At 65.8% G+C, this 13,849-nt stretch carries 23 protein-coding genes; all 23 read right to left on the minus strand.

What is annotated here, in order from left to right:
- Nucleotides 1-328: 328 nt before the first annotated feature.
- The 23 genes from rplO to fusA all read right to left on the minus strand — a co-directional run bounded on the left by rplO (nucleotide 329) and on the right by fusA (nucleotide 13,811).
- A complete protein-coding gene (rplO, locus tag ACM6LR_RS02520; RefSeq protein ID WP_409489789.1) occupies nucleotides 329-775 on the minus strand; it encodes a 50S ribosomal protein L15 in 447 nt (148 codons plus the stop codon).
- Nucleotides 772-957, minus strand: coding sequence for a 50S ribosomal protein L30 (gene rpmD, locus ACM6LR_RS02525; RefSeq protein ID WP_076163011.1), 186 nt, complete (start codon nucleotides 955-957; stop codon nucleotides 772-774). The genes rplO and rpmD overlap by 4 nt, the downstream gene beginning before the upstream one ends.
- Before the next feature lies 1 nt (nucleotide 958).
- Complete coding sequence (rpsE, locus tag ACM6LR_RS02530) at nucleotides 959-1,606, minus strand: 30S ribosomal protein S5 (protein WP_076163010.1); 648 nt, start codon at nucleotides 1,604-1,606, stop codon at nucleotides 959-961.
- 31 nt (nucleotides 1,607-1,637) lie between these two features.
- Complete coding sequence (gene rplR, locus ACM6LR_RS02535; RefSeq protein WP_414935928.1) at nucleotides 1,638-2,036, minus strand: 50S ribosomal protein L18; 399 nt, start codon at nucleotides 2,034-2,036, stop codon at nucleotides 1,638-1,640.
- Nucleotides 2,037-2,038: 2 nt separating this feature from the next.
- Complete coding sequence (gene rplF, locus ACM6LR_RS02540) at nucleotides 2,039-2,578, minus strand: 50S ribosomal protein L6 (protein ID WP_414935929.1); 540 nt, start codon at nucleotides 2,576-2,578, stop codon at nucleotides 2,039-2,041.
- Between the two features lie 16 nt (nucleotides 2,579-2,594).
- Nucleotides 2,595-2,993: a 30S ribosomal protein S8 gene (gene rpsH, locus ACM6LR_RS02545; protein WP_414935930.1), complete on the minus strand. Its 399-nt coding sequence runs from the start codon at nucleotides 2,991-2,993 to the stop codon at nucleotides 2,595-2,597.
- Between the two features lie 78 nt (nucleotides 2,994-3,071).
- The gene (locus ACM6LR_RS02550) at nucleotides 3,072-3,257 is read right to left on the minus strand and encodes a type Z 30S ribosomal protein S14 (RefSeq protein ID WP_005166789.1); all 186 of its coding nucleotides are present in this window, start codon (nucleotides 3,255-3,257) and stop codon (nucleotides 3,072-3,074) included.
- 4 nt (nucleotides 3,258-3,261) lie between these two features.
- The gene (rplE, locus tag ACM6LR_RS02555) at nucleotides 3,262-3,825 is read right to left on the minus strand and encodes a 50S ribosomal protein L5 (RefSeq protein ID WP_016331092.1); all 564 of its coding nucleotides are present in this window, start codon (nucleotides 3,823-3,825) and stop codon (nucleotides 3,262-3,264) included.
- Nucleotides 3,826-3,827: 2 nt separating this feature from the next.
- Nucleotides 3,828-4,142, minus strand: coding sequence for a 50S ribosomal protein L24 (gene rplX / locus ACM6LR_RS02560; RefSeq protein WP_076163007.1), 315 nt, complete (start codon nucleotides 4,140-4,142; stop codon nucleotides 3,828-3,830).
- 3 nt (nucleotides 4,143-4,145) lie between these two features.
- The gene (gene rplN, locus ACM6LR_RS02565) at nucleotides 4,146-4,514 is read right to left on the minus strand and encodes a 50S ribosomal protein L14 (protein ID WP_005166785.1); all 369 of its coding nucleotides are present in this window, start codon (nucleotides 4,512-4,514) and stop codon (nucleotides 4,146-4,148) included.
- 79 nt (nucleotides 4,515-4,593) lie between these two features.
- The gene (gene rpsQ / locus ACM6LR_RS02570; protein WP_101612170.1) at nucleotides 4,594-4,872 is read right to left on the minus strand and encodes a 30S ribosomal protein S17; all 279 of its coding nucleotides are present in this window, start codon (nucleotides 4,870-4,872) and stop codon (nucleotides 4,594-4,596) included.
- Nucleotides 4,869-5,117 carry a 50S ribosomal protein L29 gene (gene rpmC / locus ACM6LR_RS02575; RefSeq protein WP_005166783.1) on the minus strand — a complete coding sequence of 83 codons (249 nt, stop codon included), beginning with the start codon at nucleotides 5,115-5,117 and terminating at the stop codon, nucleotides 4,869-4,871. The genes rpsQ and rpmC overlap by 4 nt, the downstream gene beginning before the upstream one ends.
- Nucleotides 5,117-5,536: a 50S ribosomal protein L16 gene (gene rplP, locus ACM6LR_RS02580; RefSeq protein ID WP_414935932.1), complete on the minus strand. Its 420-nt coding sequence runs from the start codon at nucleotides 5,534-5,536 to the stop codon at nucleotides 5,117-5,119. The genes rpmC and rplP overlap by 1 nt, the downstream gene beginning before the upstream one ends.
- 3 nt (nucleotides 5,537-5,539) lie before the next feature.
- On the minus strand, nucleotides 5,540-6,415 hold the full coding sequence (rpsC, locus tag ACM6LR_RS02585; RefSeq protein WP_414935933.1) for a 30S ribosomal protein S3: 876 nt from the start codon (nucleotides 6,413-6,415) through the stop codon (nucleotides 5,540-5,542).
- Nucleotides 6,415-6,831, minus strand: coding sequence for a 50S ribosomal protein L22 (rplV, locus tag ACM6LR_RS02590; protein ID WP_414935934.1), 417 nt, complete (start codon nucleotides 6,829-6,831; stop codon nucleotides 6,415-6,417). Before rplV ends, rpsC begins: the two co-directional genes overlap by 1 nt.
- 29 nt (nucleotides 6,832-6,860) lie before the next feature.
- On the minus strand, nucleotides 6,861-7,142 hold the full coding sequence (gene rpsS, locus ACM6LR_RS02595) for a 30S ribosomal protein S19 (RefSeq protein ID WP_026468892.1): 282 nt from the start codon (nucleotides 7,140-7,142) through the stop codon (nucleotides 6,861-6,863).
- Between the two features lie 18 nt (nucleotides 7,143-7,160).
- On the minus strand, nucleotides 7,161-7,997 hold the full coding sequence (gene rplB, locus ACM6LR_RS02600) for a 50S ribosomal protein L2 (RefSeq protein WP_414935935.1): 837 nt from the start codon (nucleotides 7,995-7,997) through the stop codon (nucleotides 7,161-7,163).
- Between the two features lie 16 nt (nucleotides 7,998-8,013).
- Entirely contained in the window at nucleotides 8,014-8,325 is a 312-nt protein-coding gene (gene rplW, locus ACM6LR_RS02605) for a 50S ribosomal protein L23 (protein WP_005166778.1), read from the minus strand.
- Nucleotides 8,322-9,008 carry a 50S ribosomal protein L4 gene (gene rplD / locus ACM6LR_RS02610; protein WP_414943072.1) on the minus strand — a complete coding sequence of 229 codons (687 nt, stop codon included), beginning with the start codon at nucleotides 9,006-9,008 and terminating at the stop codon, nucleotides 8,322-8,324. The genes rplW and rplD overlap by 4 nt, the downstream gene beginning before the upstream one ends.
- 2 nt (nucleotides 9,009-9,010) lie before the next feature.
- Nucleotides 9,011-9,661 (minus strand): 50S ribosomal protein L3, encoded by a 651-nt coding sequence (gene rplC / locus ACM6LR_RS02615; protein ID WP_414935937.1) that lies wholly within the window; start codon nucleotides 9,659-9,661, stop codon nucleotides 9,011-9,013.
- 31 nt (nucleotides 9,662-9,692) lie between these two features.
- Nucleotides 9,693-9,998, minus strand: a complete 306-nt coding sequence (rpsJ, locus tag ACM6LR_RS02620) for a 30S ribosomal protein S10 (protein ID WP_003102098.1) — start codon at nucleotides 9,996-9,998, stop codon at nucleotides 9,693-9,695.
- A 392-nt stretch (nucleotides 9,999-10,390) separates the two neighbouring features.
- Nucleotides 10,391-11,584, minus strand: coding sequence for an elongation factor Tu (gene tuf, locus ACM6LR_RS02625; protein WP_414935938.1), 1,194 nt, complete (start codon nucleotides 11,582-11,584; stop codon nucleotides 10,391-10,393).
- Nucleotides 11,585-11,711: 127 nt separating this feature from the next.
- On the minus strand, nucleotides 11,712-13,811 hold the full coding sequence (gene fusA / locus ACM6LR_RS02630; protein ID WP_414935939.1) for an elongation factor G: 2,100 nt from the start codon (nucleotides 13,809-13,811) through the stop codon (nucleotides 11,712-11,714).
- Between the last annotated feature and the right edge of the window lie 38 nt (nucleotides 13,812-13,849).

Genomic DNA, 13,849 nt, shown 5'->3' on the forward strand with positions numbered 1-13,849 from the left:
CTGCCCGGAAGGTGTTTCACCTCGCGAGCCTTCCAGCTCAGACCCCCGCCCGCCACGCTCGCCGCCTGGTGCGTTTAGCCCCCTGATCGCGATCTGAGCGGCGGGCACCTGGGCGACCGGCGGAGCGCGATTAGGGGGCGAAAGTCGCTCTCTGTGCCTTTGGCCCCAGATCGCGATTAGGGGGCTAAACGCAAGTCGGCGGGAGCGCCGGGGAGAAGGGACCGGATCGCACTTAGCCCGCGAAAGTCGAAGCCGCCGGGAGGAGCGCAAGCGAAAGGCCCGCCGGGCGGAGCCGGGCGGGCCTTTCGGTGAAGCGAGCGAAGAAAGCTCAGAGCGTGGTGGCGGAGCCACCGGCGGCGGAGAGCTTCTCCTTGGCGGAGCCGGAGAAAGCGTCGGCGGTGACGTCCAGCTTGACGCCGTTCAGGTCACCGTTGCCGAGTACCTTCACGAGCTTGTTCTTGCGAACAAGGCCCTTCGCGACGAGCTCCTCGTTGCCGACCTTGCCACCGTCCGGGAAGACGCGGGCGATGTCGCCCAGGTTCACCGGCTGGTACTCGGTACGGAAACGGTTCTTGAAGCCGCGCAGCTTCGGCAGCCGCATGTGGATGGGCATCTGCCCACCCTCGAAACCGGCGGGCACGTTCTTCCGGGCCTTGGTGCCCTTGGTACCGCGACCGGCGGTCTTGCCCTTCGAGCCCTCACCACGGCCGACGCGCATCTTCTCGCGCTTCGCGCCCGGAGCCGGACGAAGGTGGTGGATCTTGATGGCAGTCATGCCTTGACCTCCTCGACCTCCACCAGGTGGCGGACCGTGTGGATGAGGCCGCGAACCTGGGGGGTGTCTTCACGCACGACACTCTGCCGGATCTTGCGCAGCCCGAGGGTGCGCAGCGATTCACGGTGATTGTGCTTCGTGCCGATCTTGCTCTTGACCTGGGTCACCTTGAGCTGAGTCATGTCAGACCCCCTGACCCGCACGCTGACGCAGCATCCGAGCGGGGGCGACGTCCTCGAGCGGGAGACCGCGGCGGGCCGCGACCTCTTCGGGACGCTGCAGACCCTTCAGGGCCGCCACGGTCGCGTGCACGATGTTGATCGCGTTGTCGGAGCCAAGCGACTTCGACAGCACGTCGTGGACACCCGCGCACTCCAGCACCGCGCGCACCGGACCACCGGCGATGACACCGGTACCGGCGGACGCCGGACGGAGCAGCACGACACCGGCGGCTTCCTCACCCTGGATGGGGTGGGGAATGGTGCCACCGACGCGGGGAACGCGGAAGAAGTTCTTCTTCGCCTCCTCGACGCCCTTGGCGATGGCCGCGGGAACTTCCTTGGCCTTGCCGTAGCCGACGCCGACCTGACCGTCACCGTCACCGACGACCACCAGGGCGGTGAAGCTGAAGCGACGACCACCCTTGACGACCTTGGCGACGCGGTTGATCGTCACGACCTTCTCGAGGTGCGGGGTCTTGTCCTGGCCGGCCCCGCCACGACCGCTGTCGCGACGATCCCGGCCGCCACCACGACGTTCATTGCGGTCGTTGCCGCCCTGCCCGCCGGGTCCGCCCTGGCCGCCGCCGAATTGCCGTGTACGTCCCGGCATCAGGCTTTCCTTCCATTCACGAGCATCTGCATCAGAATTCCAACCCCGCTTCACGGGCGGCGTCGGCCAGTGCGGCGATGCGGCCGTGGTAGGCGTTACCGCCACGGTCGAACACCACAGCCGAGACACCGGCGTTCTTGGCGCGAGCGGCGAGAAGCTCCCCGACCTTGGCGGCCTTGGCCTTCTTGTCGCCGTCCAGCGCACGGACGTCCGCCTCGAGGGTGGACGCCGACGCCAGGGTCTTGCCGGCGAGGTCGTCGATCAGCTGCACGGCGATATGCCGCGAGGACCGCTTGACGACCAGACGCGGACGCAGGTCCGTGCCGTTGATCTTCTTGCGGAGCCGGAAGTGCCGACGGGCCTTCGCGACGCGGCGGCGGGTCGAGATGTCCTTGCCGACCGGCTTGCGCTTCGTAGTCGTGTCGCTCATGATCACTTACCCGTCTTTCCGACCTTGCGGCGGATTTTCTCACCCTCGTAGCGCAGGCCTTTGCCCTTGTACGGGTCCGGGCGGCGCAGCTTGCGGATGACCGCGGCGATCTGGCCGACCTTCTGCTTGTCGATGCCCGAAACCGAGAACCGGGTGGGGGTCTCGACCTTGAAGGTGATGCCTTCCGGGGCCTCGATCTTCACCGGGTGGCTGTAGCCGAGGGCGAACTCGAGGTCCGAACCCTTGGCCTGCACCCGGTAACCGACACCGTGGATCTCAAGCTTCTTCTCATAGCCCGCGGTCACGCCGACGACAAGGTTGTTGACCAGCGTCCGGGTGAGACCGTGCAGGGCACGGCTGTTGCGTTCCTCGTCGGGACGCTTCACCTGCAGCGTGCCGTCCTCGGCGCGCTCCACGGTGATCGGCTCGGCGATGATGTGCTCAAGGGTGCCCTTGGGTCCCTTGACCCTGATCTGCTGACCTTCGATGGTCACGTCGACCCCGGAGGGGACGGCGACCGGCAGCTTTCCGATGCGTGACATGTCTGTGCCCCCTTCCTTACCAGACGTAGGCGAGGACTTCGCCGCCCACGCTGTTGCGCTTGGCCTGACGGTCGGTCTGGAGGCCGGAGGACGTCGAGATGATCGCGACGCCGAGGCCACCGAGAACGTTCGGCAGTTCGGTCGATTTTGCGTAGACCCGCAGCCCGGGCTTGGACACGCGGCGGAGGCCGGCGATGCTGCGCTCACGGTTGGGGCCGTACTTCAGCTCCACGACGAGGTTCTTGTGCTTCTCGCCCGGCTCGTCGCGGTAGCTCGCGATGTAGCCCTCGCGCTTGAGGATCTCGGCGATGTTCGCCTTGATCTTCGAGTGGGGAAGCACGACCTCGTCGTGGTAAGCCGAGTTCGCGTTACGCAGACGGGTCAAGAAGTCTGCGATGGGGTCGGTCATCGTCATGGTGACCTGTCAACCTTTCTCGCCCTGGTTCCCTGCGGAGCGCGGGGCCTGTGGCGAAGTGGGAGTTAAAAAAGACTCTTACCAGCTGGACTTGCGGACACCGGGCAGCTCGCCCGCGTGTGCCATCTCGCGAAGGCAGATCCGGCAGAGCCCGAACTTGCGGAACACCGAGTGCGGGCGACCGCACCGCTGGCAGCGCGTGTAACCGCGAACCTTGAACTTCGGCGTCTTCGCGGCCTTGTGGACCAGTGCTTTCTTGGCCATCGACTCAGTTCTCCTTGAACGGGAAGCCGAGCTTGCGAAGCAGCGCGCGGCCCTCGTCGTCGGTGTTGGCGGTGGTGACGACAGTGACGTCCATACCGCGCGGGCGGTCGATGGCGTCCGGATCGATCTCGTGGAACATCGACTGCTCGTTGAGACCGAACGTGTAGTTGCCGTTACCGTCGAACTGCTTCGGCGAAAGCCCGCGGAAGTCACGGATACGCGGCAGCGCGATGGTCAGCAGCCGGTCGAGGAACTCCCACATCCGGTCGTTGCGCAGCGTGACGCGCGCACCGATCGGCTGGCCCTCACGCAGCTTGAACTGCGCGATGGACTTGCGAGCCTTGCGAACCTCGGGCTTCTGCCCGGTGATCGCGGCCAGGTCGCGGATGGCGCCTTCGATCAGCTTGCTGTCACGGGCGGCGTCACCGACACCCATGTTCACGACGACCTTGACGACGCCCGGGATCTGGTGGACGTTCTCGAAGGAGAACTCCTCCTGGAGCTGTCCCTTGATCTCCTCGCGGTACCGCACCTTGAGGCGCGGGGCGATCTTCTCTGCGGTGGTCATGATCAGATGTCCTTACCGTTCCGGCGCGAGACCCGGACCTTCTTGCCGTCCTCGCCGATGCGGTAGCCCACCCGGGTCGGCTTGCCGTCGGAGTCGACGACCATCACGTTCGAGACGTGGATGGGCGCCTCCTGCGTGACGATGCCGCCGGACTGCGCGCCGCGCTGGGTCTGGGAGATCCGCGTGTGCTTCTTGATCCGGTTCACGCCCTCGACCAGCACGCGCTCGCGCTCGGGGTAGGCCTGAATGACCTTGCCCTTGGCGCCCTTGTCCTTGCCGGCGACGACGACGACCGTGTCGCCCTTCTTCACCTTCATGCTCTACAACACCTCCGGCGCGAGCGAAATGATCTTCATGAACTTTCGGTCGCGCAGCTCGCGGCCCACCGGGCCGAAGATGCGGGTGCCGCGGGGCTCATTGTCGTTCTTGATGAGCACAGCAGCGTTCTCGTCGAAGCGGATGTAAGAACCGTCCGGACGACGGCGCTCCTTGCGCGTGCGAACGATGACAGCCTTGACGACGTCACCCTTCTTCACGCCGGCGGCCGGCATGGCGTCCTTCACGGTGGCGACGATGATGTCGCCGATACCCGCGTAGCGCCGCCCCGAACCGCCGAGAACGCGGATGCAAAGGATTTCCTTCGCGCCCGTGTTGTCGGCAACCCGTAGCCGCGACTCCTGCTGGATCACGTCAACTCCTGTATGTCGCGCTGGTTCTCGCGCCGAAGCGCGAGCCTTGCGGAACTAAGGGACTCAAAAAGAGCCCTACTTACTTGGCCTTCTCCACGATCTGCACCAGGCGCCAGCGCTTGGTCGCCGACAGCGGGCGGGTCTCCATCAAGGTGACCTTGTCGCCCGTGCCCGCCTCGTTGTTCTCGTCGTGCACCTTGACCTTCTTGGTGCTGCGGAGAACCTTGGCGTAGCGCCGGTGCTTCTTGCGGTCCTCGAGCTCGACCACGATCGTCTTGTTCATCTTGTCCGAGACGACATAGCCCTCACGGACCTTGCGGTCGTTGCGGCCGGCCGCCTCGGTGGGCTGCTCGCTCATGCGGCACCTTCACTCTCGGCGTCAGGGGAAACGGACAGGCCGAGTTCACGCTCGCGCATGACCGTGTAGATCCGCGCGATGTCCGTGCGGACGGTACGCAGACGGCGGTTGTTGTCGAGCTGTCCGGTCGCCATCTGGAAGCGGAGGTTGAAAAGCTCCTCCTTGTATTCCTTCAGACGCAGAACGAGCTCTTCCGCGGTGAGCTCACGAAGCTCCGATGCCAGAGCGGCACCTGCCTTCGCCATCAGAACTCACCACCTTCACGGGTCACGATGCGGCATTTCATGGGCAGCTTGTGGATCGCGCGACGGAGCGCCTCGCGGGCGGTCTCCTCGTTCGGGAAGCTGATCTCGAACATCACGCGACCCGGCTTCACGTTGGCGACCCACCACTCGGGCGAACCCTTACCGGAACCCATACGGGTTTCCGCCGGCTTCTTGGTCAGCGGGCGGTCAGGGTAGATGGTCGTCCACACCTTGCCACCACGCTTGATGTGACGCGTCATGGCGATACGAGCGGACTCGATCTGCCGGTTGGTCACGTAGCTGTGCTCAAGCGCCTGGATGCCGTACTCGCCGAAGCTCACATTCGTACCGCCCTTGGCGGCACCGTGGCGCTTCGGGGAGTGCTGCTTCCGGTGCTTGACCCTGCGCGGGATGAGCACGTGTCAGCCCTCCGTCTTTTCTGCAGTCTCAGCAGCCGGGGCCTCGGTGGCCGCGGGGGCGGCGTCGCCCTTGGCGGCGGCAGCGGCGCTGCCATCTGCCTCTCGAGCGGCGGCCCGTCCGGCTTCGGTCGAGGTCGGCGTCGTGCCCGACGCACCGGAACGGCGCGGGCGGGCGGGACGGTCTCCACGGTCACGGCGCGGGGCACGCTCGGCGGCCGCGGCGGCGTCGCGCGCCTCACGGGCCTTGAGGCCGCCCACGAGCTCGCCCTTGTAGATCCACACCTTCACACCGATGCGACCGAACGTCGTCTTGGCCTCGAAGAAGCCGTAGTCGATGTCGGCGCGCAGCGTGTGCAGCGGGACGCGGCCATCGCGGTAGTGCTCGGAGCGGGACATCTCGGCACCGCCGAGACGACCGCCGCACTGCACGCGGATGCCCTTGACCTGCGGCGAACGCATGGAGGTCTGGATCGCCTTGCGCATCGCGCGGCGGAACGCCACCCGGTTGCTCAGCTGCTCCGCGACACCCTGAGCGACGAGCTGGGCGTCGGCCTCGGGGTTCTTGACCTCGAGGATGTTCAGCTGGACCTGCTTGGCGGTCAGCTTCTCCAGCGCGCCGCGGATCCGGTCGGCCTCCGCACCACGACGGCCGATGACGATGCCCGGCCGGGCGGTGTGGATGTCGACGCGGACCCGGTCACGGGTGCGCTCGATCTCGACCTTGGAGATGCCGGCGCGCTCCATGCCCGTGGACAGCAGCTTCCGGATCTTGACGTCCTCGGCCACGTACTCCGCGTACTGCTTGTCGGCGTACCAACGCGACTTCCAGTCCGTGGTGATACCCAGGCGGAAGCCGTGCGGGTTGATCTTCTGGCCCACTACCGGCCACCTGCCTTCTTCTTGCCCTGTGCCTTCTTGGCCTCGGCCTTCGGACGCGACTCCACCTCTACGGTGATGTGGCTGCTCCGCTTACGGATCCGGTACGCGCGGCCCTGGGCCCGCGGACGGATGCGCTTGAGGGTCGGACCCTCGTCGGCGTAGGCGTTCTTGACCCAAAGGGTGTCAGGGTCGAGATCGAGGTTGTTCTCGGCGTTGGCCACGGCGCTGGCGAGCACCTTCGCGACCGGCTCGCTGGCCGCCTGCGGGGCGAACCGGAGCACGGCCAAGGCGTCGGCGGCGCTACGTCCCTTGATGAGCTCGATCACCCGGCGCACCTTGGTAGGCGAGTCCCGGACGAAGCGAGCCCGCGCGTAAGCCGTCGGCAATGCCTCGGCCACGTCGTTCTGGGCGTTCATCGCTAGCTTCCTTGTTCTCTCGTGCCCGCTCAGCGGCGGCGCGACTTGCGGTCGTCCTTGATGTGGCCCTTGAAGGTCCGAGTCGGGGCGAATTCGCCCAACTTGTGACCCACCATCGCCTCGGTGACGAACACCGGGACGTGCTTGCGACCGTCGTGCACCGCGATCGTGTGTCCCAGGAAATCCGGGATGATCGTGGAGCGTCGCGACCAAGTCTTGATGACGGTCTTCTTGCCCGACTCGTTGAGAACGTCCACCTTCTTGAGCAGGTGGTCGTCCACGAAGGGGCCCTTTTTAAGGCTACGTGGCATGTGCTTCTACCTCCCTGCTCAGCGCTTGTTCTTGCCGGTACGGCGACGACGGACGATCATCGCGTCCGAAGCCTTGCGGCGACGGGTGCGACCCTCGGGCTTGCCGTTCGGGTTCACCGGGTGACGACCACCGGAGGTCTTACCCTCACCACCACCGTGCGGGTGGTCGACCGGGTTCATGACGACACCACGGACGGTGGGGCGCTTGCCGCGCCAGCGGTTACGACCCGCCTTGCCCCAGTTGATGTTGGAGTGATCGGAGTTGCCGACCTCGCCGATGGTGGCGCGGTTGCGCACGTCGACGTTCCGGATCTCGCCCGACGGGAGACGAAGCTGGGCGTAAGGCCCGTCCTTCGCCACCAGCTGCACCTTGGCACCGGCGGACCGCGCCATCTTCGCGCCGCCACCGGGGCGGAGCTCGATCGCGTGGATCACGGTGCCGACCGGGATGTTGCGCAGCGGCAGGTTGTTACCCGGCTTGATGTCGGCGCGGGGGCCGTTCTCAACCGTGTCACCCTGCTTGAGCTTTTCCGGAGCGATGATGTAGCGCTTCTCGCCGTCGGCGTAGTGCAGAAGCGCGATACGAGCGGACCGGTTGGGGTCGTACTCGATGTGCGCGACCTTGGCGGGAACGCCGTCCTTGTCGTTCCGGCGGAAGTCGATCAGCCGGTACGCACGCTTGTGGCCACCGCCCTTGTGGCGGGTGGTGATCTTGCCGCTGGAGTTACGGCCGCCGGTCTTGCTCAGCGGACGCAGCAGCGACTTCTCCGGGGTGGACCGAGTGATCTCGGCGAAGTCGGAGACGCTGGAACCGCGACGACCCGGGGTCGTCGGCTTGTACTTGCGGATGCCCATGTGTCAGCTCAGTCCTTTACGCGGTGGGTCCGCCGAAGATCTCGATCGGCTTGCTCTCAGCCGAAAGAGTCACGATGGCGCGCTTGGTGTCCTTGCGCTTGCCGAAGCCGGCGCGAGTCCGCTTACGCTTGCCCTGGCGGTTGGCCGTGTTGACACTGACCACCTTGACGCCGAACACCTTCTCGACCGCGATCTTGATCTGGGTCTTGTTGGCGTCCGGGCGGACGATGAACGTGTACTTGTGATCCTCGAGCAGCCCGTAGGACTTCTCGGAGATCACCGGCGCGAGCAAGATGTCGCGGGGATCGGGGATGGCGATCGCACTCACTGCTCGTCACTCCCTTCGATCTCGCTCGACCGCGCGCTGGCCTTCGCGCCCTTGCCCCTGACGGGACCGGCGACGAACACGTCGTAAGCGGCCTTGGTGAACACCACGTCGTCGTTGACCAACACGTCGTAGGTGTTGAGCTGGTCGGGCGTGATGATGTGGACCTCGGCCAGGTTCCGCACGGAGTTCCAGCTCAGCTCGTCGTCGCGGTGGAGCACCACGAGAACGCGCTTGGCCTGGGTCACGGCGGCGATGGCGGCCTTGGCGGCTTTCGTGGACGGCTTCTCGCCGGTCACCAGTTCGGTGACGACGTGCAGCTGCCCGGCGCGGGCCCGGTCCGAGAGGGCGCCACGCAGGGCGGCGGCCTTCATCTTCTTCGGGGTCCGCTGGGTGTAGTCACGCGGCGTGGGGCCGTGGACGACGCCACCACCGGTGAACTGCGGCGCACGGGTCGAACCCTGGCGGGCGCGGCCGGTGCCCTTCTGGCGGTAAGGCTTCTTGCCACCACCGCGGACTTCACCGCGGGTCTTGGTGTCATGCGTGCCCTGGCGCGCGGCGGCCAGCTGGCCCACCACGACCTGGTGCATGAGGGGCACGTTGGCCTGCACGTCGAAGATCTCCGAGGGGAGCTCGACCGTGCCGTCGGCTTTACCGGCCGGGGTCTTCAGCTCGACGCTGGTCATGATCAGTTACCACCCTTCGCGGCGCTGCGAACGAACAGCAGGCCGCCCTTGGGACCGGGCACGGCGCCCTTGATCAGCAGCAGGCCGTCCTCGGCACGCACCGCGTGCACGGTCAGGTTCTGCGTGGTGACCCGGTCGTTGCCCATCCGGCCCGCCATGCGCAGGCCCTTGAAGACGCGGCCCGGGGTGGCGCAGCCACCGATCGAGCCGGGCTTGCGGTGCACGGCCTGGGCACCGTGGCTCGCGCCCTGGCCCTTGAAGCCGTGACGCTTCATGACGCCGGCGTAACCCTTGCCCTTGCTGGTACCGGTCACGTCGACCTCGATACCGGCCTCGAACACCTCGGCGGTGATCTCCTGGCCGATCTCGTAGGTCTCGGCGTCGGTGGTACGCAGCTCCGCAAGGAAACGACGCGGGGTCACGCTCGCCTTGTCGAAGTGGCCGGTGCGCGGCTTGTTCACCCGGCGCGGGTCGACCGCGCCGAAAGCCAGCTGCACGGCCTTGTAGCCGTCGGTTTCCTGGGTCCGAACCTGGGTGACCACGTTCGGACCGGCCTGGACGACGGTCACCGGGACGACCCGGTTGTTCTCGTCGAAGACCTGGGTCATGCCGAGCTTGGTGCCCAGGATGCCCTTCATTTGCCTGTCAGACATGAGTCTCTTACTCTCCGCCGCTCGCCAGCCGCTACTGGATGTTGACGTCGACGCTTGCCGGCAGGTCGATGCGCATGAGCGCGTCGACCGTCTTCGGCGTCGGGTCGAGGATGTCGATCAGACGCTTGTGCGTGCGCATCTCGAAGTGCTCGCGCGAGTCCTTGTACTTGTGCGGCGAGCGGATGACGCAGTAAACGTTCTTCTCGGTGGGCAGCGGCACCGGCCCGACAACACGGGCGCCGGTGCGCGTGACCGTCTCGACGATCTTGCGCGCCGAGGTGTCGATCGCCTCGTGGTCGTAGGCCTTGAGCCGGATGCGGATCTTCTGTCCCGCCATGGTGGCTGCGTTCCTTGTCGTCTCGTGCCGCTTTGTCTCTTCAAACCTTCGGCTGGGCCGGGGTTCTCGCAGTTCAACGGCCCTGTCCCCGGTCCACGCGGTCGGGCGTGTCGCGCCCGACGCACAGACGGATCCCGCGGGATCGTCGTCTTGCTGGTCTTCCTCATCTGAGGAGGCAGCGATCCGGCTGTGCCGTCTCAACCGCCGCGCCCGCTGGCCTCACCCGAAGGAAGAGCTCCACGGACCGTGGCCGCTCATACCAGGGCGGCCGGAACCCGGTTTCCGAAGAACCGCGAGTTCGGCCGCCCCAGGACGAGCAACCTGAATAGTGTCGCACACGTGATTTGACGCCTGGAACCCGGGGGTGTATCAGACCCCCGGGTGGCGTTGAATCACTTGTTGATCTTGGTGACCTGGCCGGCGCCGACGGTCCGTCCACCCTCACGGATGGCGAAACGCAGACCCTCGTCCATGGCGACCGGCTGGATCAGCACAACGCTGATGTCCGTGTTGTCGCCCGGCATGACCATTTCGGTGCCCTCCTTGAGGGTCACCACGCCGGTCACGTCCGTCGTACGGAAGTAGAACTGCGGGCGGTAGTTGTTGAAGAACGGGGTGTGACGGCCACCCTCGTCCTTCGACAGGATGTAGACCGAGCCCTCGAACTCCGTGTGCGGGGTGGTGGTGCCCGGCTTCACGACGACCTGGCCGCGCTCGACGTCCTCGCGCTTGATGCCACGGACCAGCAGACCGACGTTGTCGCCGGCCTCGCCCTGGTCGAGCAGCTTGCGGAACATCTCGACACCGGTGACGGTGGTCTTGGTCGACTTCTCCTTGATGCCGACGATCTCGACCTCTTCGTTCACGTTGACGCGGCCACGCTCGATACGGCCGGTCACGACCGTGCCACGGCCGGTGATCGTGAAGACGTCTTCGATCGGCATCAGGAACGGCTTGTCGAGCTCGCGCACCGGGTCCGGCACGCTCTCGTCGACGGCCGCCATGAGCTCGAGAACGCTCTCGCCCCACTTGGCGTCGCCCTCGAGGGCCTTCAGGCCGGAGACCTTGACGACCGGAGCGTCGTCACCAGGGAAGTCCTGGGAGGACAGCAGCTCGCGGACCTCGAGCTCGACGAGCTCCAGGATCTCTTCGTCGTCGACCATGTCGGCCTTGTTCAGCGCGACCACGATGTAGGGCACGCCGACCTGCTTCGCGAGCAGCACGTGCTCACGGGTCTGCGGCATCGGGCCGTCGGTCGCCGCGACCACGAGGATCGCGCCGTCCATCTGCGCCGCACCGGTGATCATGTTCTTGATGTAGTCCGCGTGACCGGGGGCGTCCACGTGGGCGTAGTGACGCTTCTCGGTCTGATACTCGACGTGCGAGATGTTGATCGTGATGCCGCGCTGCTTCTCTTCCGGCGCGTTGTCGATCTGGTCGAACGCCGACGCCGTGTTCAGCTCGGGGTACTTGTCGTGCAGAACCTTGGTGATCGCCGCGGTCAGAGTGGTCTTACCGTGGTCGACGTGACCGATGGTCCCGATGTTGACGTGCGGCTTGGTCCGCTCGAATTTCGCCTTCGCCACTGGAATGTCCTCCTGGACTGTTTTGCTTACTCACCGGCCGACGTGGCTGTCGTCAGACGGAGATTCGTTTCTCGGTGGGTGGTGCGGACGTTCAGGAGTTTTCCTTATGCCCGCGAGCGAGAGGGAACTACTCCCCTGTCGCCTTCGCGATGATTTCCTTCGCGACGTTCGCGGGAACCTCTGCGTAGGAGTCGAACACCATCGAGTAGTTGGCACGCCCCTGGGTACGCGACCGCAGGTCACCGACGTAGCCGAACATCTCCGACAGCGGCACCAGTGCCTTGACGACACGGGTACCGGCGCGCTCCTCCATGGCCTGGATCTGGCCACGGCGGGAGTTGAGGTCGCCGATCACATCGCCCATGTAGTCCTCGGGCGTGGTGACCTCGACGGCCATCAGCGGCTCGAGGATGACCGGGCTGGCCTTCCTCGCGGCTTCCTTCATCGCGATGGAGCCGGCGATCTTGAAGGCCATTTCCGACGAGTCGACCTCGTGGTACGCACCGTCCAGCAAGGTGAACTTCAACCCGACGAGAGGGTAGCCCGCCAGCACGCCGTACTGCATGGCGTCCTGTGCGCCCGCGTCGACCGACGGGATGTACTCCCGCGGAACGCGGCCACCGGTGACCTTGTTGGAGAACTCGTAAAGAGCACCATCGGTGGACTCAAGCGGCTCGAGCTTGACGATGACCTTCGCGAACTGACCGGAACCACCGGTCTGCTTCTTGTGCACGTAGTCGAGCTTCTCGACCGTCTTGCGCACCGTCTCACGGTAGGCGACCTGCGGCTTGCCGATGTTCGCCTCGACCTTGTAGTCGGACTTCATGCGGTTCACCAGCACCTCGAGGTGCAGCTCGCCCATACCCGCGATGATCGTCTGGCCGGTGTCCTCGTCCAGGTTGACCTGGAACGTCGGGTCCTCTTCGGCCAGCTTCTGGATCGCCAGGGACAGCTTCTCCTGGTCGGCCTTGGTCTTGGGCTCGATCGCGACGCGGATGACCGGCGCCGGGAACGTCATCGACTCGAGGACGACCGGGTTCTGCGGGTCGGCGAGGGTGTCACCGGTGGTGGTGTCCTTCAGGCCGATGACCGCGTAGATGTGGCCCGCCTGGGCCTCCTCGACCGGGTTCTCCTTGTTGGAGTGCATCTGGAAGAGCTTCCCGATGCGCTCCTTGCGCTCCTTGGTGGCGTTGATCAGCTGCGCGCCGGAGGAGACCTTGCCCGAGTACACCCGGATGTAGGTCAGCTTGCCGAAGAACGGGTGCGCGGCGATCTTGAACGCCAGAGCGGAGAACGGCTCCTCGGTCGACGGCTTGCGCGACACGACGGTCTCACCGTCGGGCAGCGTTCCCTCGACGGCCGGAACGTCCAGCGGCGACGGCAGGTAGTCGATGACCGCGTCGAGCATGGGCTGCACGCCCTTGTTCTTGAAGGCGGAACCGGTGAGCACCGGGTACGCCTCGCGGTTCACGGTGAGCTTGCGGATACCGGCCTTGAGCTCGGCTTCCGTCGGCTCCTCACCCTCGAGGAACTTCTCCATCAGGGAGTCGTCGGTCTCGGCGATGGCCTCGACCAGCTTCTCCCGGTACTCGGCCGCCTTGTCGGCGAGCTCGGCCGGGATCTCCTCGACGGCGTAGTCCTCGCCCTTCTGGACCTCTCCGCGCCAGGTCAACGCCTTCATGCGGACCAGGTCGATGACGCCTTCGAACTCGTTCTCGGCGCCGATCGGCAGCTGGATGACCAGCGGGCGGGCGCCGAGGCGCTCCTCGATGGTGCGGACGGTGAAGTAGAAGTCCGCGCCGAGCTTGTCCATCTTGTTGACGAAGCAGATACGAGGAACCTCGTACTTGTCCGCCTGACGCCAGACCTGCTCGGACTGCGGCTCGACACCTTCCTTGCCGTCGAAGACGGCGACGGCACCATCGAGCACGCGCAGCGATCGCTCCACCTCGACGGTGAAGTCGACGTGACCCGGGGTGTCGATGATGTTGATCTGGTGATCGGCCCAGAAGGTGGTGGTGGCAGCCGAGGTGATGGTGATACCCCGCTTCTGCTCCTCCTCCATCCAGTCCATGGTGGCGGCGCCATCGTGGACTTCACCGATCTTGTAGTTGACCCCGGTGTAGAACAGGATCCGCTCGGTGGTGGTGGTCTTACCGGCGTCGATGTGGGCCATGATGCCGATGTTGCGGACCTGGTTCAGGTCGGTCAGCACTTCACGTGCCACGAGAGTGTTCCCCTGTCTCAAAATTGGGGCCCGGCAAG

The organism is Amycolatopsis sp. cmx-11-32 (assembly GCF_047608695.1).
Classification (GTDB): Bacteria; Actinomycetota; Actinomycetes; order Mycobacteriales; family Pseudonocardiaceae; genus Amycolatopsis.